At 44.0% G+C, this 25,359-nt stretch carries 27 protein-coding genes; 22 read left to right on the top strand and 5 right to left on the bottom strand.

Annotated elements, in window-relative coordinates; all coding sequences use genetic code 11:
• Positions 1-30: 30 nt before the first annotated feature.
• The 16 genes from selD (at position 31) to EBB54_RS16430 (ending at position 14,056) form a co-directional block, all read left to right on the top strand.
• Complete coding sequence (gene selD, locus EBB54_RS16500; protein WP_125128248.1) at positions 31-1,056, top strand: selenide, water dikinase SelD; 1,026 nt, start codon at positions 31-33, stop codon at positions 1,054-1,056.
• Complete coding sequence (locus tag EBB54_RS16495; protein ID WP_004077664.1) at positions 1,053-1,967, top strand: selenium metabolism-associated LysR family transcriptional regulator; 915 nt, start codon at positions 1,053-1,055, stop codon at positions 1,965-1,967. Before selD ends, EBB54_RS16495 begins: the two co-directional genes overlap by 4 nt.
• Before the next feature lie 118 nt (positions 1,968-2,085).
• Positions 2,086-2,265 carry a YjfB family protein gene (locus EBB54_RS16490; RefSeq protein ID WP_004077662.1) on the top strand — a complete coding sequence of 60 codons (180 nt, stop codon included), beginning with the start codon at positions 2,086-2,088 and terminating at the stop codon, positions 2,263-2,265.
• A 198-nt stretch (positions 2,266-2,463) separates the two neighbouring features.
• The gene (gene radA, locus EBB54_RS16485; RefSeq protein WP_004077661.1) at positions 2,464-3,816 is read left to right on the top strand and encodes a DNA repair protein RadA; all 1,353 of its coding nucleotides are present in this window, start codon (positions 2,464-2,466) and stop codon (positions 3,814-3,816) included.
• 196 nt (positions 3,817-4,012) lie between these two features.
• Entirely contained in the window at positions 4,013-4,279 is a 267-nt protein-coding gene (locus tag EBB54_RS16480; RefSeq protein ID WP_162307164.1) for an AbrB/MazE/SpoVT family DNA-binding domain-containing protein, read from the top strand.
• Complete coding sequence (locus EBB54_RS16475; RefSeq protein ID WP_125128246.1) at positions 4,276-4,680, top strand: putative toxin-antitoxin system toxin component, PIN family; 405 nt, start codon at positions 4,276-4,278, stop codon at positions 4,678-4,680. The genes EBB54_RS16480 and EBB54_RS16475 overlap by 4 nt, the downstream gene beginning before the upstream one ends.
• Before the next feature lie 307 nt (positions 4,681-4,987).
• Positions 4,988-5,569 (top strand): hypothetical protein, encoded by a 582-nt coding sequence (locus tag EBB54_RS16470; protein WP_004077660.1) that lies wholly within the window; start codon positions 4,988-4,990, stop codon positions 5,567-5,569.
• Positions 5,570-5,574: 5 nt separating this feature from the next.
• On the top strand, positions 5,575-6,306 hold the full coding sequence (locus EBB54_RS16465) for a LytR/AlgR family response regulator transcription factor (protein WP_243127699.1): 732 nt from the start codon (positions 5,575-5,577) through the stop codon (positions 6,304-6,306).
• A 51-nt stretch (positions 6,307-6,357) separates the two neighbouring features.
• Entirely contained in the window at positions 6,358-7,800 is a 1,443-nt protein-coding gene (locus EBB54_RS16460) for a GHKL domain-containing protein (RefSeq protein WP_125128244.1), read from the top strand.
• Between the two features lie 257 nt (positions 7,801-8,057).
• The gene (gene lanM, locus EBB54_RS16455) at positions 8,058-11,183 is read left to right on the top strand and encodes a type 2 lanthipeptide synthetase LanM (RefSeq protein WP_125128243.1); all 3,126 of its coding nucleotides are present in this window, start codon (positions 8,058-8,060) and stop codon (positions 11,181-11,183) included.
• 139 nt (positions 11,184-11,322) lie between these two features.
• The gene (locus tag EBB54_RS16450; RefSeq protein WP_125128242.1) at positions 11,323-12,030 is read left to right on the top strand and encodes a hypothetical protein; all 708 of its coding nucleotides are present in this window, start codon (positions 11,323-11,325) and stop codon (positions 12,028-12,030) included.
• Positions 12,031-12,111: 81 nt separating this feature from the next.
• On the top strand, positions 12,112-12,822 hold the full coding sequence (locus tag EBB54_RS16445; RefSeq protein ID WP_125128241.1) for a hypothetical protein: 711 nt from the start codon (positions 12,112-12,114) through the stop codon (positions 12,820-12,822).
• Positions 12,823-12,942: 120 nt separating this feature from the next.
• A complete protein-coding gene (locus EBB54_RS31620; RefSeq protein WP_279229971.1) occupies positions 12,943-13,071 on the top strand; it encodes a hypothetical protein in 129 nt (42 codons plus the stop codon).
• Between the two features lie 187 nt (positions 13,072-13,258).
• On the top strand, positions 13,259-13,444 hold the full coding sequence (locus EBB54_RS16440; RefSeq protein ID WP_125128240.1) for a hypothetical protein: 186 nt from the start codon (positions 13,259-13,261) through the stop codon (positions 13,442-13,444).
• Positions 13,445-13,453: 9 nt separating this feature from the next.
• A complete protein-coding gene (locus EBB54_RS16435) occupies positions 13,454-13,813 on the top strand; it encodes a hypothetical protein (RefSeq protein ID WP_125128239.1) in 360 nt (119 codons plus the stop codon).
• A 21-nt stretch (positions 13,814-13,834) separates the two neighbouring features.
• A complete protein-coding gene (locus EBB54_RS16430) occupies positions 13,835-14,056 on the top strand; it encodes a hypothetical protein (RefSeq protein WP_125128238.1) in 222 nt (73 codons plus the stop codon).
• Between the two features lie 93 nt (positions 14,057-14,149).
• Here EBB54_RS16430 and EBB54_RS16425 read toward each other — a convergent pair whose 3' ends face one another.
• Positions 14,150-14,335, bottom strand: coding sequence for a hypothetical protein (locus EBB54_RS16425; RefSeq protein WP_148099376.1), 186 nt, complete (start codon positions 14,333-14,335; stop codon positions 14,150-14,152).
• Between the two features lie 126 nt (positions 14,336-14,461).
• On the opposite strand from EBB54_RS16425, the gene EBB54_RS30210 reads away from it, so the two are divergent.
• Both EBB54_RS30210 and EBB54_RS16420 read left to right on the top strand, forming a co-directional pair.
• Positions 14,462-14,635 carry a hypothetical protein gene (locus tag EBB54_RS30210; protein WP_154677799.1) on the top strand — a complete coding sequence of 58 codons (174 nt, stop codon included), beginning with the start codon at positions 14,462-14,464 and terminating at the stop codon, positions 14,633-14,635.
• A gap of 175 nt (positions 14,636-14,810) precedes the next feature.
• On the top strand, positions 14,811-15,260 hold the full coding sequence (locus tag EBB54_RS16420; RefSeq protein ID WP_125128236.1) for a hypothetical protein: 450 nt from the start codon (positions 14,811-14,813) through the stop codon (positions 15,258-15,260).
• Positions 15,261-15,693: 433 nt separating this feature from the next.
• On the opposite strand, the gene EBB54_RS16415 is transcribed toward EBB54_RS16420, so the two are convergent.
• Positions 15,694-16,848: an IS91 family transposase gene (locus tag EBB54_RS16415; protein WP_125128235.1), complete on the bottom strand. Its 1,155-nt coding sequence runs from the start codon at positions 16,846-16,848 to the stop codon at positions 15,694-15,696.
• The gene (locus EBB54_RS16410; protein WP_125126748.1) at positions 16,835-17,716 is read right to left on the bottom strand and encodes a tyrosine-type recombinase/integrase; all 882 of its coding nucleotides are present in this window, start codon (positions 17,714-17,716) and stop codon (positions 16,835-16,837) included. Before EBB54_RS16410 ends, EBB54_RS16415 begins: the two co-directional genes overlap by 14 nt.
• 703 nt (positions 17,717-18,419) lie before the next feature.
• On the opposite strand from EBB54_RS16410, the gene EBB54_RS16405 reads away from it, so the two are divergent.
• Positions 18,420-18,695 carry a hypothetical protein gene (locus EBB54_RS16405; RefSeq protein WP_125128234.1) on the top strand — a complete coding sequence of 92 codons (276 nt, stop codon included), beginning with the start codon at positions 18,420-18,422 and terminating at the stop codon, positions 18,693-18,695.
• Positions 18,696-19,055: 360 nt separating this feature from the next.
• Here EBB54_RS16405 and EBB54_RS16400 read toward each other — a convergent pair whose 3' ends face one another.
• Together EBB54_RS16400 and EBB54_RS16395 are read right to left on the bottom strand one after the other, a co-directional pair.
• Positions 19,056-20,750 carry an AAA family ATPase gene (locus EBB54_RS16400; RefSeq protein WP_125128233.1) on the bottom strand — a complete coding sequence of 565 codons (1,695 nt, stop codon included), beginning with the start codon at positions 20,748-20,750 and terminating at the stop codon, positions 19,056-19,058.
• 31 nt (positions 20,751-20,781) lie between these two features.
• Entirely contained in the window at positions 20,782-21,057 is a 276-nt protein-coding gene (locus tag EBB54_RS16395; RefSeq protein ID WP_125128232.1) for a hypothetical protein, read from the bottom strand.
• Positions 21,058-21,379: 322 nt separating this feature from the next.
• Here EBB54_RS16395 and EBB54_RS16385 point away from each other — a divergent pair, with 322 nt between their 5' ends.
• The 3 genes from EBB54_RS16385 to EBB54_RS16375 are packed head-to-tail and all read left to right on the top strand — an operon-like array spanning position 21,380 to position 25,344.
• The gene (locus EBB54_RS16385; protein WP_125128231.1) at positions 21,380-22,159 is read left to right on the top strand and encodes a helix-turn-helix domain-containing protein; all 780 of its coding nucleotides are present in this window, start codon (positions 21,380-21,382) and stop codon (positions 22,157-22,159) included.
• Between the two features lie 42 nt (positions 22,160-22,201).
• The gene (locus tag EBB54_RS16380; protein ID WP_125128230.1) at positions 22,202-22,981 is read left to right on the top strand and encodes an ABC transporter ATP-binding protein; all 780 of its coding nucleotides are present in this window, start codon (positions 22,202-22,204) and stop codon (positions 22,979-22,981) included.
• The gene (locus EBB54_RS16375) at positions 22,975-25,344 is read left to right on the top strand and encodes an ABC transporter permease (protein ID WP_243127697.1); all 2,370 of its coding nucleotides are present in this window, start codon (positions 22,975-22,977) and stop codon (positions 25,342-25,344) included. Before EBB54_RS16380 ends, EBB54_RS16375 begins: the two co-directional genes overlap by 7 nt.
• Positions 25,345-25,359 lie beyond the last annotated feature (15 nt).

Genomic DNA, 25,359 nt, shown 5'->3' with positions numbered 1-25,359 from the left:
GATGCGGTACGGAGAAAGGAAGGGAACGCAATGAGTGATCAGATCGTATTTTGTAAGGGCGGCGGATGTACCGCCAAGCTTGGGGCCGGGGTGCTGAGCCATGTACTGGAACGCCTCCCCAAAGGCATTCGGGATGAAAACCTGCTCATCGGATATGACAGCCGGGACGACGCGGCCGTCTACCGGATCTCGGAGGATACAGCCATTGTACAGACGCTGGATTTTTTCCCTCCTATGGTGGAAGATCCTTATCTGTTCGGGCAGATCGCGGCGACGAATGCGCTCAGCGACGTGTACGCCATGGGCGGGGATGTCCGAACCGCGCTGAACATCGTCTGCTTTCCGGAGGACATGGATCTGAATATCCTGGGTGAGATCATGCGGGGCGGTTCCGAGAAGGTCACAGAGGCAGGCGGAAGCCTGGCAGGAGGGCATTCCATTGCGGACGACAGCGTAAAATACGGCCTGTCTGTGACCGGGGTGGTTCATCCGAAAAAGATATACCCCAACAACCAGGGGCAGCCGGGAGACGTTCTGATCCTGACGAAAAAGCTGGGCGTGGGGATCATCTGTACGGCCAACCGGATTCAGGAGGCATCCAGAGAAGCCATGGATGAAGCGGTCCGATCCATGACGACGCTGAACAGGCGGGCATCGGAGATCTGCAGGGAATACGAGATCCATGCCTGCACGGACGTGACCGGCTTTGGTTTTCTCGGACACCTCCACGAGATGATGGACGGCAGGCATTCCTGCCGAATCCGTGCCGGAGAGGTTCCGGTGATGTCCGAAGCGCTGCACTATGCGGAAGAATTTTATCTCACTGCCGCGGCCCAGAAGAACCGGAATCATCTGAAAGACCATGTCCGGTTTGAAGGGATCTCCTTCGCCATGGAGGAAGTCTTCTTTGATCCCCAGACCTCCGGCGGGCTGCTGATCGCGGTTCCGGCGGGGCAGGCAGAAGAACTGCAAAAGAAGCTTCGGGAGGAAGGGCTTCCGGCAGGGATCACCGGGGAGATCATCGAAAAAGAAGAGACTGAGATTTATGTGATATGAAACTAAAACAACTGGAAGTATTTGTAGCGGTGGCTGACCATAAGAGTTTTTCCAGGGCGGCGGAGGCGCTGTATCTGACGCAGCCTACCGTCAGCGTATACATTTCCTCACTGGAAAAAGAACTCAATGCGAAGCTGTTTGTCAGGAATACCAAAGAGATTGATGTGACCGAGCAGGGGATGAAGCTGTACCAGTATGCCCGGGAAATGCTGATCCTGCAGAATCGGATCACGGAACTGTTTGCGTCCGATTCGGGGAAGGCAAAACCCCGGCTGGTGGTTGCGGCGTCCACGGTTCCGTCCCGCTATCTTCTGCCGGACATTCTGGCCGGATATAAGGAAAAATACCCCTCCGGGCAGTTGGAACTCCGGGAATCGGACAGCGCCAGGGTGATCGAGGATGTGGCAAACCACGTGGTGGATGTGGGTTTTACAGGAACACTTATAGAAAATAAGTCCTGCAGGTATCTTCCCTTCTATGAGGATGAGCTGGTGGTGATCATGCCCAATACGGACCGATACCGCGCCATCTTAGAACAGGAGAAGGGGCTGGAGTGGATATGCCGGGAACCGCTGCTCATGCGCGAGGAAGGCTCCGGCACCAGAAAAGAGGCGGAGAAGCAGCTCAAGCTCTCAGGCATTGATGTGGGAGGGCTTTCCATAGCCGCCAGCGTGGAGAGCACAGAGACGATCAAGCGCTCTGTGAAAAACGGTATCGGCATCACCATCATTTCCAGCCTGGCGGTCCGGGAGGAGATTGCGGCGGGAAGTGTGCTGGCATTTTCAATGGGAAAGAACAGGAGTACAAGAAAATTGTATCTGGTATACAATAACAGCTACGCCCTCTCCAGACAGGCAGAAAACCTGGTGAAGGTGGTACGGGAACTGTATCCGGGGTGCGGGGCGGTATGATGCGGGGGAGAATGTATAGATGCAGCAACTGTGCGTGTTATGTTAAGAATCAGGGGAAAACAGCCGATATATGTCTATAACCGTGTGTTATACAATCATAAGAGAGGAGAGGTGCCCTATGGATATTCCTGCATTGTCAACGATGATGTCGATGGAAAGGCTGAGTACGAATATAAGCTTTGCCATGATGTCCAAGGTTCTTGATACGGCGGAGGCCACAAGCGAGGCTATGATGCAGATGATGGATGCTGCCGCGGTTACGCCTGGACTGGGAGACAATATTAATATTTTAGTGTAGGAAAGAACAGCCGTGAGACAATCTGCAGCGGGATTCAGGCAGATGATCTCATGGCTATTTCTGTGTATACCCGCAAAGCAGCAAACGCAGCGGAATGCAGACCAAATACCCCGCAGCCTGCTGCGCTGAAATTTTGATGTTCTGTCAGCGCGTGCCGCGGGGTATTTGAATTGGGCATAAAGAACGAGGATTAAGAGAATGGCAAAAGGAAAGAAAACCGTATATTTCTGCCAGAACTGCGGGCATGAAGAGACAAAATGGCTGGGCCAGTGCCCGGCATGCAGAGAATGGAATACATTTGTAGAGGAAAAGATCACCACGGCAAAGACTGCCGCCGTAAAGTCCCAGAAGGAGGCCCAGGTGCTCGCTCTGTCGGAAGTCCGTACAGATGACCAGGTCAGGCTTATGACCGGCCTGGATGAGCTGGACCGGGTGCTTGGCGGAGGGATTGTGCCCGGCTCCTTGGTGCTGGTAGGGGGGGACCCGGGAATCGGAAAATCCACCCTCCTTCTCCAGGTATGCCAGCGTCTGTCCGGGGACAAACAGGTGCTGTATGTATCCGGGGAAGAATCCCTGGCCCAGATCAAGCTTCGGGCAAACCGCATGGGAACGTTCAGCGACAACTTAAAGCTTCTGTGCGAGACCAACCTGGACACCATTCGAAATATCATTGAGAACCGCCGCCCGGATCTGGTGATCATTGACTCCATCCAGACCATGTACAATGAGGAGGTTTCCTCAGCACCCGGAAGCGTGTCCCAGGTTCGGGAGTCCACCAATGTATTTATGCAGCTTGCCAAAGGGCTTGGGGTGACCATCTTCATCGTGGGCCATGTGACAAAGGAAGGCACGGTAGCCGGTCCCCGCGTATTGGAACACATGGTGGACACGGTGCTCTATTTCGAAGGGGATCGGCACGCCTCCTACCGCATCCTGCGGGGGGTGAAGAACCGGTTCGGTTCCACCAATGAGATCGGCGTCTTCGAGATGCGCCAAAATGGCCTTGTGGAGGTCGAAAACCCGTCCGAATATATGCTCAGCGGCCGCCCGGAGCATGCCTCCGGCTCTGTGGTTGCCTGCTCTCTCGAGGGAACCCGCCCGCTCCTGATCGAGATCCAGGCGCTGGTCTGCCAGACCAATTTCGGAATGCCAAGAAGGACCGCCACCGGCACCGACTACAACCGGGTCAACCTGCTTATGGCCGTTCTGGAAAAACGGATCGGGCTGCACATGTCCAACTGCGACGCTTACGTCAACATCGCCGGGGGAATCCGCATGAACGAACCGGCCATCGACCTTGGCATCGTGATGGCCCTGGTGTCCAGTTACAAGAACCGGCCCATTGATGAAAAGCTGCTGGTATTCGGGGAGGTGGGCTTAAGCGGCGAGGTACGGGCCGTGAATATGCCCGAGCAGCGCGTGGCCGAGGCCAGGAAGCTGGGCTTCGAGACCTGCATCATCCCGGAGGTTTCCATGCATATGGTGAAGGACATTACCGGGATCAAAGTGATTGGGGTGAAAAATGTGAGTGATGCGATGAATTTGATCTGAGGGGTGTGTGTATGAAAAAGGCAATGCATATGATCTTAATGATTGCGAAAAAAGGAAATTGGTGATTGGAAAAAGCAGTAAAATCGTTTGGAACTTTGCTGTATTGTCAAGTGGTAAATTTGATTTATCTTGCATATATTTTGATACTATGGCATAATAAAAGTAAGAAATTCTTACAAGAAAGGAGCATATGCAAATGAGTACGCAAATACTAACTGTTTCTTCCAAAGGTCAGATTTCACTGCCGGTTAGCATCCGAAAACTTTTGTCGATTGATACTGGTGATAAACTGGTGGCATATACTTCCGGAGATGTTATCATGCTCAAAACTTTAAAACTTCCTTCTGCCGAAGAATTTGAAGCCTCACTGGATGAAGCTCAAAAATGGGCACTGTCTGTTGGATATACTGAAAATGATGTTGATGATATTATCAAATCAGTTAGAAAGAAGAAACGAGTATGAGAATTGTGATAGACACGAATGTCTTGATTTCAGGTGTGTTTTTTGGGGGATTTCCAAGAAAAATTCTTAGTGCTGTTGTTGGACAGAAGATATTTGCCTGTGCCACGGCAGAAATTATTATTGAATATGAAGAAATTGTGCAGGAAATGATTAGCAGAAAGCAAGGACATATCAATAGGTCAATTTTAAGTCCGTTGATTAAAGCTATGAAAATTATCGAACCTGTTACCCATGTTAAAGTGTGCCGTGACCCTGACGATAATAAATTTCTGGAATGTGCAAATGATTCCCATGCTCTATATGTTGTTAGCGGAGATAAAGATCTTCTTATAATAGGGCAGTACGAAAATGTTCAAATTGTGACTGCAAAAGAATTTTGTGAAAAATTTTTGTTGTGTTAATAAATTCAAAGGGGTTGTTGGAAAATGACATTTCTGTACAATATCTTACTGTGATATCCAATCAGTTACAGTATATATTGTGGGCAGTTATTCATTTTCCAACAGCCCCTTTGTAGCTGTTCAGAGAATATTTAATAAGATTTTTTGCAGATCACGGACAAAAGTCAGCAACTTACGGACAATCTCCCATTTCTATTTCAGGATGTGTTATCCTGTATTCAGTGTACAGGCAAGCCCCCCTATACCCCTTACCTCTTGCCGGTACACTGCAGCCGGCAGGAAAGACAGAATAGAAATGAGGCTATCAATGGATAAGGAAAAAATCATATTGGAAAGTATCAAGCTTGCGGCGGCGAACCTGCAGTTGAACGGAGTTTCTCCAAAGGAGGTGATCATACACAGTATCCGGTATCTGATGGAGCTTTATCAGGCGGAGCAGGGAGAAGCATCACAGAATCAGGAAGGAGGGAGGCAGAGACAGGCCATACTCGCAAAGGCCATTCTTTTAACAGAAGCGTATATTGAATTGGGATTCCCCTATGAGAGCAGCCAGGCACTTTTTGAGCAGATCTTCCATACGGCAGGACTGACGGAGGACGAGATCCGCTCCTTTCAGCGACGTTGTGCCAGGAAGCTGAGATTAAACAAATCAAAGATCGGCTCCGTACTTGGACGATGGAATCCGAGAGACCATTCCGATACAAAGCAAAAAGTCATTGAAGATATTATGAAAAAAATCAAAAACCACGAACAAGGAGAATATTTTTACTATTCCAGGTGGAAATATCCCCGGCAGGAGGACATCTACCAGTTGGTAGTAGAACCGGAGGGCAGCTATCTTTGTCATGTGAATCAGCAGAAGTATTATGAGTTTGAAGATATGGGGTGATTACAGTGCAGAAATATAAAGCGGCAATTGTAGACGACAGCCAGGAATACAGGGCGACCGTGCAGTCCGTCCTGCAGTCCGTTGCCGGAAAAGCCGGAAAAGAAATCGAGTGCACGCAGTTCTCCAGAGCGGAGACACTGATCTATGAGTTGGACGACGGGGACGCGTATTTTGACATCTACGTTCTGGATATCCAGATGCCCGGGATCAACGGGATGGAGCTGGGGCGGGGAATCCGGGAAAGATTTCCGGACGTATGCATTATCTTCGTAACCTCCTATTCCAGATTCGCCCTGGAAAGCTATGAGATCGACGCCTACCAGTATATTTTGAAAGACAAAGTGGCAGAGCGCCTGCCCCGGGCGCTGGAGAAGTTCTTCCGCAGGACGGCAGAGGAAACAGAGGCGGATTACTACACGATCACCACAGTCAATAAGATGGAAAAATTCCGGTTTAAGGATATCATCCGAATCAGTAAAAACGGGAAATACGCCGAATTTGTGACGAAGGAGAGGACATATAAGCAGAGGCTGTCCCTCAATGATGTCTACAAAATGCTGCCGGAAGGAGATTTCGTTTTTATAGAACGGGGGATCATTGTGAATATTTTGCATATCAGCGGGATGGATGTAAGAGAGATTACCCTTTCCAATCAGGAAGTCGTGACTGCAAGCAGGGCTTATCTGAAACATGTGAAGGAAGAGGTCACGAGATACTGGAGCAGGCAGATCGGATAAGAAGGCCGTGAGGGGCTGAGAGAGCAGTGGTGGATCTCGTGGAGGGGGACTATGGTTAAAATCATATTATTGACTGGAATTGAAGCATTAAATTTATATCTTTGTATATATCTGGCTTATAATTTGATAGCGGAGAGAGCGGACAGCCGTACAGTAAAACAGAAAGTTTTGCTTATATTGATATGCGGAATAATTTCTTTCTTTAACGCTTTAAACCTTCAGACCCTTTATTATAATAATGGTGTATGGATTACTACAGACCTCTTTTTGATGCTGCTGTTTAAATGCAGGAAAGAAAGACATAATTTAATGCGGGGCTGTATTGCTATATTGACAAAGCATTTGATTATATACATAGATTATGCGATGGGTTTTCTTCTCATGAATAATGATAAAGTGAATTATTCTATGAGGACAGTACTTTATAGCAAAAGCTTAAAAATATCGGGAATTTTTCTTGCAGTGAGAATAATATTGCTCATTGCGGTAATCATTTTGACATCACAAATTAAGAGAAAATTTTCTGATTTACATCAGACCAGAAGAGTGTTGGTCATTGTTGATATTATCAGTTATCTTGGAGTGCTCCTATTTCAACAGCTGTTTTTGGAGGAAATAAATCAGATATACATAAATAGTTTTTATGTAACAGTAGCACTTGGGGTTATTCTTTGCATAGTTTTTTACGTTTATGATTCATCAGCCAGCCGAAGAGAGAGGGAACAGCTGATTAATACAACAAATAAATTGATGGAACAAAATTATCAGAAATTATATAATGAACAGAAGAAGTTGGAGTACGTTACGCATGATTTCAAAAATCATATTAATCTTTTGATAAAATACCTAAAAGAAGAAAAGTATGATGAGGCAATCGAGTATGGAAGCAAGTTATCCAGCCCGTTGGAAGTAATCAGCCAGAGAAGTTGGTCAGGGAATAAAACTGTAGATACAATTTTGAATACCAAGCTTTTGGAGGCTGAACAGAAAAGTATAGAAGTACATATGGAAGTAGATCATATGGTGAACTTTCCATTAGCAGATTATGATTTATGTGTAGTATTATCCAATCTTTTTGACAATGCAATCGAGGCCTGTGAGTATACGAAAAAAGAAAAAAAGGAAATAAAGATTACAATAAAATCAACAGGAACATTATGTATAATAAAATTTGTGAATAGTATGGAAAGGAAGCCTATCAAGAAAAAACAAAAATATCAAACTATTAAAAAAGATAAAGAGGTTCATGGGATTGGCCTTGAAAGTGTTAAATCTTCGCTGGAAAAATATCAAGGAACATTGTTATTGGATGACACGGAAAATCAGTTTACGGCAGTAGCTTCTGTCATTGAACAAAGCAGTTTTAAAATACAGGAGAAAGAAGCGTCAGAAGAAATAGAAGACAAAAAAATGAAGTGGAGAAAGAGAGGAAAAAAACATGCAGAAAATGAAAGAATACGTTGGAGATTTGAAAATAGAATTTCAGGAGATTGATAAACTATATGAGAACGAAAAGGCAGTAGCTGAAATACAGTCAATAACAGGAGACTGTATTCAGTTATGCACAATCATCTGTTGCTGAGATTTGCATCAAATGTATTGCAAATAATTAGAATAAAAATACCATCAACAGAACTTTCCAATACGCTAAGTTGTGTTTAAAGGAGTTTCTGGTCTGATGGTATTTTTTAAAATATAAAATCAGTTTCAAGCACTATGAGGCGTAAAAAATAGAAAAAAGGATTGTACGAATGGTAAATTTAAAAGCTTCCTACCTAAGGGAGAGAAACTACCCTGCAGAAAGTTTGGACAAGGATTCGGTAATAGCATCCGAAAAATTACGATTTTGGGAAGGCATTCTCGGAAAAGCCAGGATCTCACAACTTGCAGAAGAGCACGAAAAAATAAGATTCCATCTGGCAGAGATGCCGTATACGGTTTCTGAGCAAAATGAAATATTCATGGATATAAAAAATCCGGAACCTATTCCAGATCATCCTGTATTTGCCCCTTTTTATGCGTATGCATTGCAGGAAGGAAGACGAAAATTCAGAATGAAAAAAGAAGAGGGAGCAATCCGTCATTCTGTGAATCTGGAAAAGGATTTTCTGCAGTACACGTTAAACTGCCTTCAGAAGATTTCTGTCAGGACATTGATCCTTGAAATACATCGCCTGAAAGCAGAAGGGAAGCTTGCAGGAAAGGATGAAACGGAAGAATATCAGGACTTCCTTGACAGATATTTGAGTGACGTATCGTATATCCATGAGTTATGCGAACAGTATCCCGTCTTATTCCGCATGCTGAGGGAACAAGTGGAACAATGCGCGGATTACTTCTGTGAGATCATAAGCCATTTGGAAAGAGACAGGCAGAAGATAGAAGAGCAGTTTCCCGGCAGTGCTCCGATCTCTGAGCTTAGCGGAATCCGCTGTATGTACGGAGACACACATAATCACGGAAAAAGCGTCGCATGCGTATGCCTGAATGAAACGCTGGAATTGATCTACAAGCCCCGTTCTTTGGAAAATGAACTTCATTTTCAAAAATTTCTGAAAAAAATAAGCTCAGAATGTGCCCTTTGGGATGAAAAAATGGGAATAAAAATCATCAGCCGTCCGGATTACGGCTGGGAGGAGAAGATCTGTTTTCAGGAATGTACGTCGGAAGGAGAGGTAAAGAGATTCTATCAAAGGGCAGGGATTCTAATTTGTCTTACCTATTTTCTCGGCACCGGTGACCTGCATTGTGAAAATATGATCGCAAGGGGAGAGTATCCGGTTTTGATCGATCTGGAAACCTTGATTCCCCTACAGAGTCAAAGCATAACCTGCAATGAGGTTTTCGATTCCGTCCTGAAATCAGGAATCCTTCCGACCTACCTTCCGGGCAGCGCAAAGGCCGGAAATGAGGTCGGCGCACTGAGCGGCGGGGGCGGAAGAAAAAGCAGGATGCAGATCCCGGTCATCCGGGATGCTTATACCTCCAAAATGCGGATTGAGTACCGGCATGGAATCATGAATCCTACGCAGAACAAGATAAAATATAAAGGACGTACTGTAGAAGCATCAGAATATAAAAATGACCTGATCAGTGGTTTCCAAAAGGCATACAAATATGTAAAAAGCAACCCTGATTTTCAGGAGGAAATGCTGCGTCAGGCGGCAGCCTGTGAGAGCCGCCAGGTGGTTTCAGATACGATGAAATACGCCGCACTGCTGAACAGCTCCTACTATCCGGATTTGATGAAAGACGGCGGGGACAGGGAAATTTTTGTGCGTACTATCGGTATTGTCGGAAAGATCCGTGACCATCGGCTGGTCGAATCAGAAGCGGAATCTATGCTCCGGGGGGACATTCCCTATTTTTATAATAAGGGAAAGGATCTGATGAGTGAGCAGCAGATCTGTATTCCGGACTATTTTCTTCATACTCCCGAACAGACGGTTCGAAACAGACTTTCTAAAATCGGCCGGAGGGATGAAAAACTACAGGTGCGGCTGATCAATCTGTCGCTTACGATTGCGGGAAAGCTGGGGAAAGAGAGGATGGATTCCGAACGAAAAAAGAGCGGGTTTTGTAAATCGGATCAGGAAAAGAACATGTCAGCCGACAGGCTGTTTTCCATCTGCGAAAAACTGGCGGGACTGATCATAGAGAATGTTTATGAAGACGAAGAAGGGAAGCTGCAGGTTTTGAGCATCGACCTGTCGGAACAATGCCGGAGCAAAATCCGCAGGGTTACCAATTATTTTTATGAAGGAATCGCAGGGATTGTTGTGTATTTATATGCACTGGAAAAGGCGGGGAAGCAGAGGCGGGAGACACAAGGGCAGGCGGAGCTCCGGCTTGAGAAAAAGATTGCGGACAGGCTTTATATGCAGCTAAAAGAGTACACGGAAACTCTGGATATTTCAGAAAACAGGCCGGAGGATGTGCCGGAAAATGCAGGAAGAACCGGGATGTTTGACGGAGAATTTTCTATCGTATACGCATATTTACTGCTGTACGAAATCGACAAAAAAGAGGAATATCTGCATTTGGCGGAATTGCACGCAAAGAAGTCACGGGCATTGCTCCGGAAAGATAAAAGCTATGACCTGCTTGGGGGAAATGCAGGGGCAATCCTCATTTTGCTGAAATTATATGGAATCACCGGAGACCGGGAATACTTGCAGGCGGCAATAGAAGCGGGAGATTTATTGTGTAGTCATACGGAACAAATGCCATGGGGCACAGGCTGGCGGGGAGCGGAGAAGACGCCGCTGTGCGGTATGGCTCATGGAAACAGTGGAATTATGATCGCACTGTGCAGACTATACCGGATCACAGGAGAAAAGAGATATTATGATCTGTGCCTGCGGGGACTGGATTATGAGGACAGCATGTATGAGGAGGAGTTCCACGACTGGAAGGATCTGCGCGAGGAATCCGTGCGCCAGGGACAGAGTGGGGAGCAGGAAACGGCATGGTGTCACGGCTCAGGCGGGATCGCGTTGTCAAGAAAATTGATGATGGATGCATTGGAAGATCAGGTGTCGGAAGAGACTGCCGATTTATGCGGACGACTGGAAAAGGATATCAAAAGGGCAATGCCGGCGATCTCAAAGCATTTTCTGAGAGAGGGAATGTGTATCTGCCATGGGACAATGGGGAATTATCGGATATTAGAAAAACTGCGGGAATATGCAGGATGCGGTATTATGGATGGGACGGAAGCTGCGGTTTATGAGAAAATCGCGGGTCTGGAGAAGGAAGAACCGGATCTTCCTGCTCAGGAATATCATACGCCGGGATTTATGAACGGGGCGGCGGGGATCGGGTATGAGCTGCTGAGGGAGATACATAGTGAATTACCGGAGATTTTGGAGCTGTAAAAAATAAATGCGGTCTGCGGAGTGCACAATTGCGGTCAAACACACATAAGTGAAAAATAATATGATATAGTCTTTATAGAGGCTAAAGATGTTTTCGAAAACGGACAGCAGAAAAATAAAGATAAGGAGAAAATTAGAGATGAAAAAGAAAATATTACGTTTGACAGTTATGATACTTTTGGTAGTACAGTTATTTTCAATTTCGGTTTTCGCAACTGAGAATGAAGATTTGCCGGTTATAACATTGCAAGAAACGAGAACAAATTCAGAGATAGAAAATCTCGAATCAATCTATGAACGGCTGTTTCCAGATGAATACCATTACATCAAAGAATATCAGGAAAATGGTGTTCGAGAGATGGACATTGACAAAATTGAAATGCTCTTCTATGGCACCAAGGAATTAGATGATAAATCATATGATTTGATTGTTATGAATAATGGCCAAATATTCACAAATATATCTGAAGTAATATCAGATATTGCGATAACCAGAGCTTCTAGTACAAAAACAGGAAACTTTACAGTAGGAGACCTTGGTCATTACAACACTTTTACGATTACGTATACAATAAATACATCTGGCTATGATAAAATAAATAGCTGTGATAACGTTACAGGCTCCGGTTTTTATTTATATCCTACAAATAAAAGTGTAAAATGGACAGAAGATGCTAATGGACCGGCACACTATGGTTATAATAATGTTTCGATGAATTATGATGGTTCAGGTGTATTATATGATATTGGGGTAGCTGTAGGTAATGATAAAGCGAAAGGAATTAGTCAAATATCGACAGGTGCAGATATGTGGTTATGGGCATTCTTGTATGCTTTCTTCTTTTAAACTATGTAAGGTTCATTTAACCTGATTTTTATTCTCATTTATATGGCGATTAAAAAAGTATTGTATTCGGAGGAGATAGGGATGAAAAAAACAAGATTTATCACCATTGTATTTATGGCCTTGATATGTGTCGGCTGTCATCCGTCATCTCGTAATGCGGGCATTGAGAATGCTGTATCCGAGTTTTTTGAGGGAGACTATGAGTACCGTAAAACGGATACATATTTTCATGGAGATACAGAAATTTCTTCTACAGTTACAGAGGGAAAAATCATAAGTTCTCCCTATAAGGAATACAGAAAAATAGTGGAATCATCTGAAAGCTCCGCTTGGGATGAAATGTATCTCTATGGAAATGGGAAAGTTGTTGATGCGAAAATGAGCTCTAACGATGAGTGGGTAGATACAAAAATGAATCGGGAATATCCTTATGGCTATGGTGAAACACTTCAATTTGTATTAGACAGGGAAGAGGATACTGATGACCGTAAGATTGATGTTTATGTGGCAGAATATACGATAGATGTTTCGAAAAATTTTCGATTGAAGGAAGAACTGACGGCAACAATTCAACAAGAATTTTTTTTAGAAAAAGCGTCTGATACGCTGATACGGATTGATACGGATCTGACAGATTTAAATCAAAAACTATTTATTGCAAATGATATTTCAGCAAATGATGTCACATTTGATATAGCCCAGAGCCATATGGAGAAAGAAATCGGATTGTCAGAAATTGTAAAGTTAGAAGTATTTAATAACAACAAGGATATTTTAATTGAAGTTCCCTAACCCGGGTAAATGAAAACATCAATTTGAGGAGACGATAACTGACATCACAAGTATAGGCGGCGTAGGGTTTAAAAATGAGGAATCTCGAGTTGGCGTAGACTTACAAAAAATAAAGTATATATGAACAAAATATTTGGATATGGCAACTATGGCGGTGCTATTAAGGCCGCCATAGTTTCTGCAATTTTAAAAGGAAATATGAAACCTAAGATGCATATTTTGCAGCAACAATTATTCTGGCTTTCATAAGGGAAAACGCTCAGTTGTCATTGTATAAAAAACACAGCCATGTTAAAATAAACATAACTTCCTTATTCTTGGAATAGGCGTAGATTATTTTATCATTGGAACATTCGTAACCATTCGTTTACTTCACTCGGTTCATAAATGTCCTATATACTATATGGGGCACGGTGAGCATCGGAAGGAGGCCAAGATGAAAACTCTAAAACGCATCAAAATAATAACATTCATTTACGCAATGGTTACACTTCTTATGCATCTGACAGCTCTGTTTTTGGCCATATATCGGCTGATAGCGGCAGACCAGAAGAAAGCGGTCAACCAAACGCTGCTGAGCTGGACCAATGAACTGCTGTCTTATGGGTTTGTGTATTTGTGATTTGGCTATATGATCATTGCCGCAATTCTGCTGATCGCAAACCGCATCTCTGCTGCCGGGTATTTAAGGCTGCATGAAATTTACTGGCTGACACAGTTCATAGGTTATTGGATTTTCAGATCGGTCATGGAGCTAATCACAGAGTATGCGAAGATGGATCTGTACTGGAGATTTATTAAGGTATTCTCTTATGATTTGACTCCGTGTTTGATTTTGTTTCCGGTATTGCTCAGGCTGGGAATGAATTATGTGAAAAATAGAAAAGATGTGGATTTTGAAAAGGAGCTGAGACTCTTAGAAAAAATAAATAAGTCGGAGAATAAATGTTTTTCGAATACCGTCCCGAAAGAGGGTAGAAAGCGGGCATGAAATTAAAGCGCGGTATATTTTGTGGAACAGCTTGCGGATGCAGTTATAGCGATCAGTGATCCGCAGGCGAACATATTCTATGCGCAGATCTCTTTATGGGTAGATGAATCTTCGATCATTGCTGAAACAGAGGATGAAGAGCTTCCGGATTATAAAGAAATTGCTGACAATAGCTATGCTGATGAATTGAGAAATATAATCGAAAAGCAAACAAGCCTTTACTGTAAAGGGGATAAAGATTGAAAGCATCTATTTGAGTGAATCAGATACCACCGAAGAAAGGAAACGGGGCGTCATTACGGCGGCCCCGTAAAAAAGAAACTATGAGCCGTATCTTTACATGGCTTTATATTCTGTGACAGCTTGATCAAGTAAATTGCCTAAAATCGCAATATAATCTCCTCCTAATGATTTTGCCTTTTCAATGGTTGTTCTAGATACGTAAAGTGTAAGAGGCTCTTTACTAAAAGGCTTTTTCTTGCGTGCTGCAATAGTGACAGCTTTAAAACGTATCAAAGTCATAACATTCCTTTATGCGGTACGCGCTTCGTACAAACCTGACTGCGCTGTTTTTGGCAATCTGTCGGTTGATAGCGGTAGAATAATCGGATATTAGAAAAACTGCGGGAATATGCAGGACGCGGTATTATGGATGGGACGGAAGCTGCGGTTTATGAGAAAATCGCGGGTCTGGAGAAGGAAGAACCAGATCTTCCTGCTCAGGAATATCATGCGCCGGGATTTATGAACGGGGCGGCAGGGATCGGTTATGAGCTGCTGAGGGAGATTTATGACGGACTGCCGGAGATTTTGGATTTGTAAAAATAAATGCGGTCTGCGGAGTGCACAATTGCGGTCAAACATACATAAGTGAAAAAAACTGCTATACTAAAGATAGCATGATATTTAGTTGCTGTTAGCCTGGTGAAAGGGAAAATGATTATTGCTGTAACGCATGATGAGTATGTAAAAAAACAGGAGATAGGATGATCGAGTTATGAGTAAAAAGAAAAGATTTATATTATTATTCGTTTTATTTGCCGGACTGTTTTGTATGTATAATGTTTTTTGGTTTATAAGTGTCCAATATAAATACAAAGATTATTTAGAGGCCGTACCTGAAGAAATGGGGGTACATGTACAATTTGATGAAAGGGATAATGTGACTTATAATGTGAAAAAGCCAGATTATTTGAGCTTTACAGGAAATTTGGGAATTTCTGATAAAGAAGGACTATCATTAATCATTTGGCCGTCTTTATTGAAAAGTGATTTTGCATATGGGGTAAGAATCCAAAATGATACAGGTACTCATGAAATTTATATAAATGAGAAATTAGAGGCTATTACAGATTATTCAGAAGACAGATTAATAATAGAAAAATATCATAATGACATTGAAAAACTATTTGAAAAAGCAGAGAAAAAATTCAAAATATTGAAGTGACAGCCTTAAAACGTATCAAAGTCATAACATTCCTTTATGCGGTACGCGCTTCGTACAAACCTGACTGCGCTGTTTTTGGATTTGTAAAAATAAATGCGGTCTGCGGAGCGGACAATTGCGCTTAAACGTACATAAGTGAAAAAAATATGTTATAATTATTAAGTGAAGTATCAGATTCAGAGCAGATTAAAAGAGCAGCTCTGGAAAAACACAGAACTGCTCGGAATCTGATTCTTCGCAATTGTAGCAAGTCGCGGACGTTTAGCCGAAAAAGGTATGGGGATTGTATCCTCCCGGAGAGCCTGAAAATGAAAAAACAATCCGAAAACCTATGAAATCCAACAGGATGCTGAGGGCTCAAAATAAATTTGGGCATGCTTCGCAGACCTTCCCTTGGAAGATCTTAAAAAAACAGTATGGATGGGAAGGCACTTTACCGCGGTTTCGCATAAACCCTTCCCAGGTGCTTCATGTTCATACAGCCGCATTCCGGACAGACCCGTATATCGAAATTCCAGACTGCCTTGAGCAGTTCCGCTATGGACAGATCCTGATACCGGCGTTTAAATCTCTGATATCCTTGCAGCTTGAAGATCAGTTTCAGGTTTTTGGATTTCATCCGGTTGTTGAGAAATCCATAGTATCGGATCCTTTGAAATCCATGAGGAAGCACATGCATCAGGAAACGCCGGATGAATTCCTCATTTTTCAGAGATATCTGCCGCCTGTGTCCTCCGGGGTTCTTTGCCCTGGCGGAAAATGTAGTTTCGGAATCCGTAACAGAAAGGATCCGGCTGTTTGAGATCGCGATTTTATGTGTGTAACGGCCAAGATACTCAAGGGCGTTGCCGAAACCGCGAAAGGTTTCTTTTATAAAAGGGCACCAGTCTTTTCCGTAAAGGAGGTCTTTGAATTCTTTCCATTCGTAAGGATTCCGCAGCTTTTCACAGGAAGCGGAAAACACAAGCTTTCCGCAGCGGTAGTATTCCTCCAGAAGAGAGAGGTATTTCCCTTTGAACTTCTCTCTGAGGACACGTACCGGGATAAAAAATGTGCCCTTTGAAGTTTTGACCTGACGGTTTTTTGTGAGTCCGCCGCCGGAAACAATACAGTGCATATGTACATGGTAGGAAAGCTCCTGGTTCCATGTATGCAGGACCTGGATGATGCCGGGGACTGCCCCGAGGTATTTCGGATTCTGTGACAGATCTAAAAGTGTTTGGGAGCAGCATTTGTGAAAAAGGCTGTATAAAAGTGTCTGGTTACAGTAGAGCAGGGGGTTCAACTCATGAGGAAGTGTAAATACCACATGAAAATATGGGGAATCAATGACCTCCTCCCGGCGCTGATCCACCCAGATCTCGTTTTGTACCGCCTGACAGTTGGGACAGTTCCGATTCCGGCAGGAATTATTGTGGATTTCTATGTGTCCGCAATCCTGGCACCGGGAGACGGAGAATCCCAGGCTGCCGGTCTTGCAGTTCATGATGGCATGTGCTGCCTTCTCCTGAACAGGGAAGGGAGCCGAGGAAGCACAAAAGGATTCCCAGTTTTGCTGAAAGATCTTCTGTATCTTATACTCGGCCACGATATTCACCTGCCAGTCTGTCCAGGGGGCTTACGGCACAGGTTGTACCATTAGAAGCCAGATGGACGTAGATCGTGGTAGAAGTAATAGATTTATGTCCAAGCAGGGCTTTGATGGTAAGCAGATCCGTGCCATTCTCATAGAGGTGGGTACCGAAAGCGTGCCGGAAGGTATGGCAGGAGATCCGGTGTTCCCATCCCAGCCGTTTTTCATGCAGAGCGATATGATGTGGGATATGCTCATGGTTGAGGGGCCTGGTTTTATCCCGCTGCTGTGTGAACAGCCAGTCCCTTGGGCGAGCCCCTGCCGGGAAGGAATACCAGTATTCCAGGATGGTATCCCATGCGGTATCCGAAAGGATGGCATATCTGGAGGAACGGTTTTTGGCCTGCCGTATAAAGATACGCTTGTTGGAATGCTCAATATCAGGGCATTTTAAATTCCGGACTTCGCAGGAACGTAATCCAGCCGAATACAGAAGGGTGACAAAGGCCTTGACCTTAAGATCGGGAATGGTGGAGATAAAAGTCCAGGTGTCTTTCTGGGAGGGGACATAGGGAAGATATTCGTCAAACCTGCGCCTGGGAAGCTGGGAATCATCCCATGTTTTGTGGAGCACATAGATGGTAAAAAAACGGAGCTGTGAGATGACAGCGTTCATGGTTCTGTCCGAAAGGGAACGGACTTTCTGTAGCCAGCGGATAAAATCGCGGAGTTCCTGCCAGGAGACATCTTGAGGGTCTTTGCATAGGAAGACGGAAAGATAATCCAGATAAGCAGAAATATAAGTGGAGTAGGATGTCACTGTGTGGTGTGTAAGGCCGCGTAGGGAAATCATTTCCCGGTAAGAATTCAGATAATTGTCCATAATGGGACCTCCTTTGTAAGATAAAATGTAAAAAGTGACAGTTCATCCAAAGGAGGTGGACGCGAAAAGCAAAAAATGTAGTTGTTAAGAGTAAAGATCCATGATAAACTAAGCATAGCAGTTCCCGTATAATGCGATTGTTTTGGTAGGGGTATCTTAACAATACTACAAAAATATGGAAACTGCTACTTTTTTTGGGAAAATGTGGCGGCTTTATGTAATTGGGGCTAGCCGTCGCGCTAGCGACTTGGTACAATCATAGATAAGCAAGGAGGCTTAAAATAAAAATGTGAAAGAAGGGATTCCAATGTTTTAAATTACAAATTCAACTCATCATTTATTAATCAAGATAAAGTTATTTGGGGGTTGCGGGCCGCAAAGAAAGTGGTATGGTCCATATACAAACATAATTAAAATAACAAAAATTTAGGAGGTAATAATGAAAAAGTATAAAATATCTTTTGCATTGACCTGCTTTGCAATCATAATAGGTATAATATTACTCATATTAATTGGCGTTTGTGGGAAGAGTACACTGCTTGATATACTGATCAAGGTATATGTTTTTTCTATTCCAATATGGATTATATTAATTAACTATTTCAAAAAGAAAATATAAATATGAAACCTAAGCAGCATATTTAGCAGCAATAATAATTGATAATATATATGTGTTTCATGTTACGAGTTAAGGAGAATATGCTTGAAAACAGTAATCCATATGATCAGAACTCTAAATAAAGTTGTTTCATTTGCTTGTTGTATACTTATATTTTTATTCGGAATCAAAGAAAATATACCTAAAGTAGTTGTATGGAGTTATGTTGTTATTCTTTTATCAACTATTATTAATATTCTGCTTTTAATGATTGCGAAAAAGAACAAATGGATGACTATAAAATTAGGAGAAATAATTGAGCTTATAGTAATAGCGGTAATATTTTTACTTGGATTACTCAGATATTTTATATTAAATTAGAAGAGGAGAATTGTTATGTCAAAAAGTTGGTTTCATTACTTTTAGACAAATTGTAAAAGTCCTTTTTCTATAATATCACGGGATGGATTTTGTTGTATCCGATATACATTGTCGTTGGTTTGATAACACAAAATAATATTTTTTGGATGCCCTTTTGGTAATGCCCCCATTATTAATATAGGAAATTTTTTAATAGTTTCTATAGGATGGGGATCTTATAATATAACACAATTATTATTTGACAAGTGGATTCAGAAAATTATCTAAAATCATATGAGCCGCTTTCACTGTATTTCTGTAGTGAAAGCGGCTGTACGAATTTACGTGGTAAAGATTACGTTATGGGTGGACGAACCTATTTTATCTGTTTTCTGCCAACATGACCCTGCAGCGTTTTTTATAACATGCAATCCCATATTTTAAGATTCTGTTCACTCCGTTTTCCCGGAAAATCTCGTCATACTGTTTTTCTTCTATCTGCCTCAGCGCCGTCTCACAAGCCCCAGAAAGATTTCCGTCATCAGCATATTTCATTTCAATGATGATACCTGTTTTTCCATCTTCCGTTTCTATGAGTATATCACCGTAACCTTCTCCTGTCTCTTTATTAGAAGATACCTGCCATCCTTCTTTCACTCCCAGTATCCCGACCAGAATGCCATGATAAAAATTTTCTTTTAACGCCTTCTTAACAAAAGTATCCCGAATACGGATGGTTTTTTTCAGATAACTGTCAAAAATCTCTTCCACATACTTCATGTTACCATCCAAAAGGGCATCACAGAACTTGCTCAATATTCCTCCATCTTTGAGGATACTCTCGTCAAAGTGCTCCTTAATCTGCATCACAAAGATATTATGGATTTCTGCATTTGGAATCCGAAGTTTGTAGCTCCCCGCATCCACCTGACCTGCATGGGTTAAATAGCCTGCTGTGAATAACACACTCCAGATATTTTCAATCGAACTGTACATATCTTTATAGGTTAGTTCCGGTCGGATTGTTTTAGTAATAATTTCACCTGCCATCAGGCGCTCAATTTCATGCTTTGTGGTCGCATTTTTAGATTGCCGGATAAATTCCTTTACTTCCGCATTACCGCTTGTATTTACCCAATAATTCTGAGGAACTGCCTCTTTATTAGCGCGCAGGCTGCGGAGATAGGAAACCACATCCCAGGGACAATATACATCTACATTTCCAAAATGGTATCCGTCATACCATTCTTTTATATTTTGGTATTTGTCCGTACATTCATAATACGCTGAAAGGTCGCGTACCTCCTGATCCGTAAATCCGAAATATTCATCGAAATCAACATCTGTAATCGTAAAAGTAGTGAAATTATTAAGTCCGGTAAAGATACTTTCTTTGGAAATACGCATACATCCGGTCATCACTGCAAATTTCAGACTGTTATTCGTTTTCAATGCCTGCTCCAGCAGATTGCGGATCAGAAATACCATCTGATCGTAATATCCATTTTCAAAGGCTTTCGATAACGGAACGTCATACTCATCAATCAAAAGAATTACTTTTTCTCCGCAATGCTTCTCCAGAAGTGCCGACAATGTTTTTAATCCACCGCAAAATACAGCCTCACTCATGCCGCTGTCCAGAAGTTCCCTGTATTCTGACTTATCATAGTCACTTAGAGATTCACTTTCTAAAAGAAACTGGAAGTTACCGGCTACTCTTTTTATGATTTGAACCGCAAACTCAAATGCATCCTTATAAGCAGCCGCATTAATTCCTTTCAAGGATACAAAAATAACCGGATACTTACCCATATATTCTTCACACAATTTTGTATCTTTTGTAATTTCCAGACCATCAAAGATACTGTGATCGCCCTCCAGGGAAAAGAAATGTTCCAGCATACTCATAGTCAATGTTTTTCCAAAGCGTCTTGGTCGGGTAAACAGATTTACCATTCTACCGCTTAAAAGCAGTTCAGAAATCAATCCCGTCTTATCTACATAATAAAAGTTATCTTTGATAATCTGCTCAAAATTTTCTACTCCTACCGGAAGTCGCTTTTTCTTTTCTGCCATGCTATCCACACTCCTTCTATGAGCCGTATCTTTACATGGCTTTATATTCTGTGACAGCTTGATCAAGTAAATGGCCTAAAATTGCAATATAATCTCCAACTAATGATTTTGCCTTTTCAATGGTTGTTCTAGATACGTAAAGTGTAAGAGGCTCTTTGCTAAAAGGCTTTTTCTTGCGTGCTGCAATAAAAGCCTGTTCCATTTCTGGCGTCATTTCCGGAGAGTCATCATCATAAATGACAGGCATGCTTTTCGCTTTTTTTAAAGCCTCTCGTTCACTGTCAGTTAATTTTGCGTCTTTTTTCAATTCATACGTTACTATAATATACGCTCCTTTCTTTGGGAGTTGCCAGACGTGCGGAAATCAATCTGTTTTTTGGAAGTTTTGTTAAAAGTAATCATATCATGCATGACCTGATCAGTCAAATGCAGCGCACAATTAGGCATAATCTCCATATCGGAGAGCGATTCTCCTATTTGGGGGTTGAACTGAGAAGCCGCATGCTACATACTATGAGTGTGTCAGGCATTGCCGTTTGCACGATGCTGCGCAGCGAGTGTACAACTAGTTCATGAGACGGCAGGCCCGTCAGTCAATCAGATATTTACCGAATCAGGGGGCGAAGATTATGGATCAGATCAAAATAGGAAAGTTTATCGCATACAGGAGAAAGAAGCAGGGACTCTCCCAGAAGCAGTTGGCGGAGCAGATCGACGTCACGGATAAAACCATCTCGAAGTGGGAAACCGGAAACCGCATGCCGGACGCGTCGATACTTCTGAAACTCAGCGAGGCGCTGCAGATCGATGTAAACGAACTGCTTGCGGGTGAAGAATATTCCTCCGAAGAATTTTCTTCCGAAGAATATCTCAAAAAATCAGAAGACAATCTTGTAAACCTGGTGGGAGAAATCAACGAGATGGACAAAAAAAGAAAGAGCGGGGGAATCGGTATGCTCATCGGCATTGCATGTATAGCCCTTGCACTCTTTGACCTGGTTGGTTCCTCTCTGCGTATGGGGAGCCTCACCGATATTTTTGACATGCCGACTTTGTTCTACCTGTCAGGAATCAAATTTCTGCTCTTATCGACCTTCGGCTGGATACATGAATATTTCAGCGCGTGGAAGATATGCGTCACGGGAAAGGCGCAGTCAGAAAACGAAATCAAATTGTCGATGCAGGCCGTAAAGTATGCAGGCGCCCTGACACTGACGCTTGGGTGTCTTACCTCATCCATCGGGATATTTTCGCTTCTGAACTATACCGATGAGTTAAGCTTAGTGATCGCCCCTGCCCTTGCGCAGATCACGTTGTCATTCGTATATGCGGCGGTGGAAGAAACCGTTTATGTCATTTTGCTGTTTCGAATCAAATATGTGCTGCTGAAAACAATCCGTAAGGATTGATGTAAGGAACTGTTAAGAAATCAAAGGAGGACAGAAAACAGAATGGGAACATTACTAGAAGTCAGAGACCTGACAAAAACATACGCCGAGGGAACGGCGGAGAGCAAAGCAGTGGATCATGTAAATCTGGAAGTGGAAGAAGGGGAATTTGTAATACTTATGGGGGCTTCCGGTTCGGGAAAAACAAGCATACTCCACCTCATATCCGGTATTGATACCAGCAGCGGGGGCACGATCCGCTACAGGGATATGCAAAGTACAAAGCCCATAGGAGAGAACTCTGTGGATTTCAGCCGTATGAATGAAAAAGAAAAAACCATGTTCCGGCGGGCCAACATCGGGATCGTGTTTCAGCAGCAATGCCTGATCCCGGATCTTACGGTATATGAAAATATGATGCTGCCGCTGATGCTGGATCGGCGCAGGAAAGATAAAGACTCCAGAAGGAATACCATTTTAAAGCTGTGCGCACAGTTCGGCCTGAAAGACCATATCGGAAAATATCCTTCCCAGTTGTCGGGCGGACAGCAGCAGCGGGCGGCAATCCTGCGTTCCATTGCGAACCGGCCGCCGATTTTGCTCTGCGACGAACCGACAGGAAGCCTCAATTCGGCGCAGACGGAGATTGTGATGGATCTGCTGGAAGAACTGAACAAAAACGGACAGACCATCATCGTGGTCACCCATGACATTCAGGTAGCCGTCAGAGGAAAACGGGTGCTGTATATTGAAGACGGACGCATAGAGGGAGAGCTTAAAGTTACAGAATCAGGGGACAGAGAAGAGAAACTGATACGTTTCCTGCAGAAGAAAGGGTGGTAATCTTGAAGACAATTTTTATATGCGGTCTGGCAAAATTGAGAAGAAAAAAGGTTCCGAGCCTGCTGCTGGGAATCTGCATCATGCTCACCGCGGCATTATTTGTAAATGCATTTATACTGTTAAAAGAGCTGAATACAGTATTTGACAGGGCATATGAGGGGATGGAAGGGCCGCAGATGTGCTGCCTGTGGAGCCGCGGGATGGTAAACGCCGACAGTGTCAGGCAGTATCTGGAGGATTCTGCGGAAAAGATGGAATACCAGATCACAGAACAGACAAAAACCATTGAATATATAGAAAAAGACGGTGTCAAGCTCAGCAACGGCATCCTGCTGGAGCTTCCCGAAACCCTGGGCAGGGAGATGCTTTCCCCTAAGATCATGGACGAAGCCGGGATTGAGATGCCCCAAAAGGGAGAGATCTGGATCACCCCAAAGATCGCGAACATTCTGAATCTGAGGGTGGGGGATGAGGTATCGCTGCAGTTGGCGGATCAGTCTGTAAATGTGAAGGTGGTCAGGATTGTCGCGGACCCGGTATTCGGAAGCAGCAATACAAATGTGTACCGGATGTGGTGCGGATACGGCAGGCTTTCGGACTTTCCACTCTCGGAAAACCGCCTGATCAGCTATCTGGAAATCCGGTTTGAGGAATACAGCCGGCAGGCAGAGCAGAAGTTTATCCGGGACACGGAAGCGCATTTCAATGTGCCCTTAGGCGATACGCTTTATACATATGATAAAATCAAAAGCGGATATACCTCCGCCTGGCAGATGCTGGGGAATTTACTGTGCCTTGTCAGCGTGATCCTGGCGGCTGTCGTCATCGTTTTGACACTGTTTCTGGTCAAAAGCGATATGGATGAGGATGTCAGGACGGCAGGGATCTACCAGTCTTTGGGAATGACCGGGATGCAGATCATCGGCATATACCTGGTCAGCTACGGTGCGGCAGGATTTGCAGGCGCCGGATTGGGCAGCCTTATGGGCGGCTGGCTGAACCATGGGATTTTGAATCAGATTCTCGGAAATACCGGAATCTACACGGATTTTACGATCAATACAGGCGCCTGTCAGGCGGGCGTATTTGCGGGAGTCTCTGCGGCGGTTCTGCTGGTCTGCCTCTGCGCCGTGTTCCGGATTCGAACATTAAACGCCTCCCATGCGATCCGAAGCGGTACATGGCAGACCAGGGAACGGGCCCGGAAAAGACAGAGAAATTGGTCTTACAATGGCCGGTGCTCCTTTGAACTGTATTATGCAGTCAGGGGAATGCTCAATAAAAAAGCCGGCTATGTATATATCGCATCGGTATCCCTGATACTTGGCTGCCTGTCCGTTGTCTGCTTCGGCTGCCTGAACGCCGTCAAAAATATAGACCGGGAGCCGGAAGCCTGGGGGATTTTAAAAACGGATATCTATGTGACGTCCCTGGACGGCACACCGGTAAGCACGGTCACAGAGGAGCTGGAAAAAGAGCCGGAGGTGGAATATACCTACGGGGTCAATAAAATCTATTCCAAGTATAAGCCGGATCATCAGGACACCTGGCAAAGTATTGTAACCGAGCTTTACGAACTGCCCTGGAATGAGAAAATAGAAGATAAATCCCTCTACGGCAGGCGGCCGCAGAAGGAGGGCGAGATCAGCGTGGGCGTGACGCTGGCCCGTCAATACGGGCTGGAAGCCGGAGAAAAAATGGAGCTGTACGTGAACGGGGAAAAGAAACAATTTGAGATCACAGGTATTTTCCGGACACTTTCCAATTATGGAAATGTCATACGAATGGTCACAGACGACCTGGATCAGGCGGTGGAAGCAGACGGCGGCAGCGGAGATTATATGCTTGTCCTCTCAAAAGGCTGCGATAAATGGAACTATGCCAGGGAGCTGACCGAACGATATGAGGGGAAATTTTCCTTTATCGCCTCCAAGTCCAACGGAGAGCATATCACGGGCGTGCTGGCGCCTGCGGTGGGAACAATTTTGGCTGTATTGCTTATAACCTCGGTTCTGATTACGATAAACCTTACATTTTTACTGATCAGGCGGGAGCAGAAACTGATCGGATTATTAAAAGCCGTCGGAATGACCTCCTGGCAGATCTTAAAGATCTATCTGTGGCGCAATTGCCTGGCCGCGCTCCTGGGAAGCTGCCTGGGGCTTGCGGCAGGTACGCTTCTCGTACCGGATCTTTTGACGCCCTTTGCAAAAGGAATGGGGCTGGTAAAATTTCCATTTTCAAATTCGGCGGCGGGAATGCTGGTAAGCTCTGTTTTGCTGCCGCTTTGTATGGCCCTGGGTACATGCGCGGTCGTGAAAGCCATTCACAGGGTATCCGTGAAACAGCTCGTGAACGAATAAGAAAGGCGGGGGAGG

This window comes from Schaedlerella arabinosiphila, assembly GCF_003885045.1.
Taxonomy (GTDB): Bacteria; Bacillota; Clostridia; order Lachnospirales; family Lachnospiraceae; genus Schaedlerella; species Schaedlerella arabinosiphila.
This window is presented reverse-complemented; position numbering and strand designations above follow the sequence as displayed.

Excerpts from the sequence above, each read along its gene's own strand:
- selD (WP_125128248.1), top strand. The coding sequence starts at position 31 with ATGAGTGATCAGATCGTATTTTGTAAGGGCGGCGGATGTACCGCCAAG.
- EBB54_RS16495 (WP_004077664.1), top strand. The coding sequence starts at position 1,053 with ATGAAACTAAAACAACTGGAAGTATTTGTAGCGGTGGCTGACCATAAG.
- EBB54_RS16490 (WP_004077662.1), top strand. The coding sequence starts at position 2,086 with ATGGATATTCCTGCATTGTCAACGATGATGTCGATGGAAAGGCTGAGT.
- radA (WP_004077661.1), top strand. The coding sequence starts at position 2,464 with ATGGCAAAAGGAAAGAAAACCGTATATTTCTGCCAGAACTGCGGGCAT.
- EBB54_RS16480 (WP_162307164.1), top strand. The coding sequence starts at position 4,013 with ATGAGTACGCAAATACTAACTGTTTCTTCCAAAGGTCAGATTTCACTG.
- EBB54_RS16475 (WP_125128246.1), top strand. The coding sequence starts at position 4,276 with ATGAGAATTGTGATAGACACGAATGTCTTGATTTCAGGTGTGTTTTTT.
- EBB54_RS16470 (WP_004077660.1), top strand. The coding sequence starts at position 4,988 with ATGGATAAGGAAAAAATCATATTGGAAAGTATCAAGCTTGCGGCGGCG.
- EBB54_RS16460 (WP_125128244.1), top strand. The coding sequence starts at position 6,358 with ATGGTTAAAATCATATTATTGACTGGAATTGAAGCATTAAATTTATAT.
- lanM (WP_125128243.1), top strand. The coding sequence starts at position 8,058 with ATGGTAAATTTAAAAGCTTCCTACCTAAGGGAGAGAAACTACCCTGCA.
- EBB54_RS16450 (WP_125128242.1), top strand. The coding sequence starts at position 11,323 with ATGAAAAAGAAAATATTACGTTTGACAGTTATGATACTTTTGGTAGTA.
- EBB54_RS16445 (WP_125128241.1), top strand. The coding sequence starts at position 12,112 with ATGAAAAAAACAAGATTTATCACCATTGTATTTATGGCCTTGATATGT.
- EBB54_RS31620 (WP_279229971.1), top strand. The coding sequence starts at position 12,943 with ATGAACAAAATATTTGGATATGGCAACTATGGCGGTGCTATTAAGGCC.
- EBB54_RS16440 (WP_125128240.1), top strand. The coding sequence starts at position 13,259 with ATGAAAACTCTAAAACGCATCAAAATAATAACATTCATTTACGCAATG.
- EBB54_RS16435 (WP_125128239.1), top strand. The coding sequence starts at position 13,454 with ATGATCATTGCCGCAATTCTGCTGATCGCAAACCGCATCTCTGCTGCC.
- EBB54_RS16425 (WP_148099376.1), bottom strand. The coding sequence starts at position 14,335 with ATGACTTTGATACGTTTTAAAGCTGTCACTATTGCAGCACGCAAGAAA.
- EBB54_RS30210 (WP_154677799.1), top strand. The coding sequence starts at position 14,462 with ATGGATGGGACGGAAGCTGCGGTTTATGAGAAAATCGCGGGTCTGGAG.
- EBB54_RS16420 (WP_125128236.1), top strand. The coding sequence starts at position 14,811 with ATGAGTAAAAAGAAAAGATTTATATTATTATTCGTTTTATTTGCCGGA.
- EBB54_RS16410 (WP_125126748.1), bottom strand. The coding sequence starts at position 17,716 with ATGGACAATTATCTGAATTCTTACCGGGAAATGATTTCCCTACGCGGC.
- EBB54_RS16400 (WP_125128233.1), bottom strand. The coding sequence starts at position 20,750 with ATGGCAGAAAAGAAAAAGCGACTTCCGGTAGGAGTAGAAAATTTTGAG.
- EBB54_RS16385 (WP_125128231.1), top strand. The coding sequence starts at position 21,380 with ATGGATCAGATCAAAATAGGAAAGTTTATCGCATACAGGAGAAAGAAG.
- EBB54_RS16380 (WP_125128230.1), top strand. The coding sequence starts at position 22,202 with ATGGGAACATTACTAGAAGTCAGAGACCTGACAAAAACATACGCCGAG.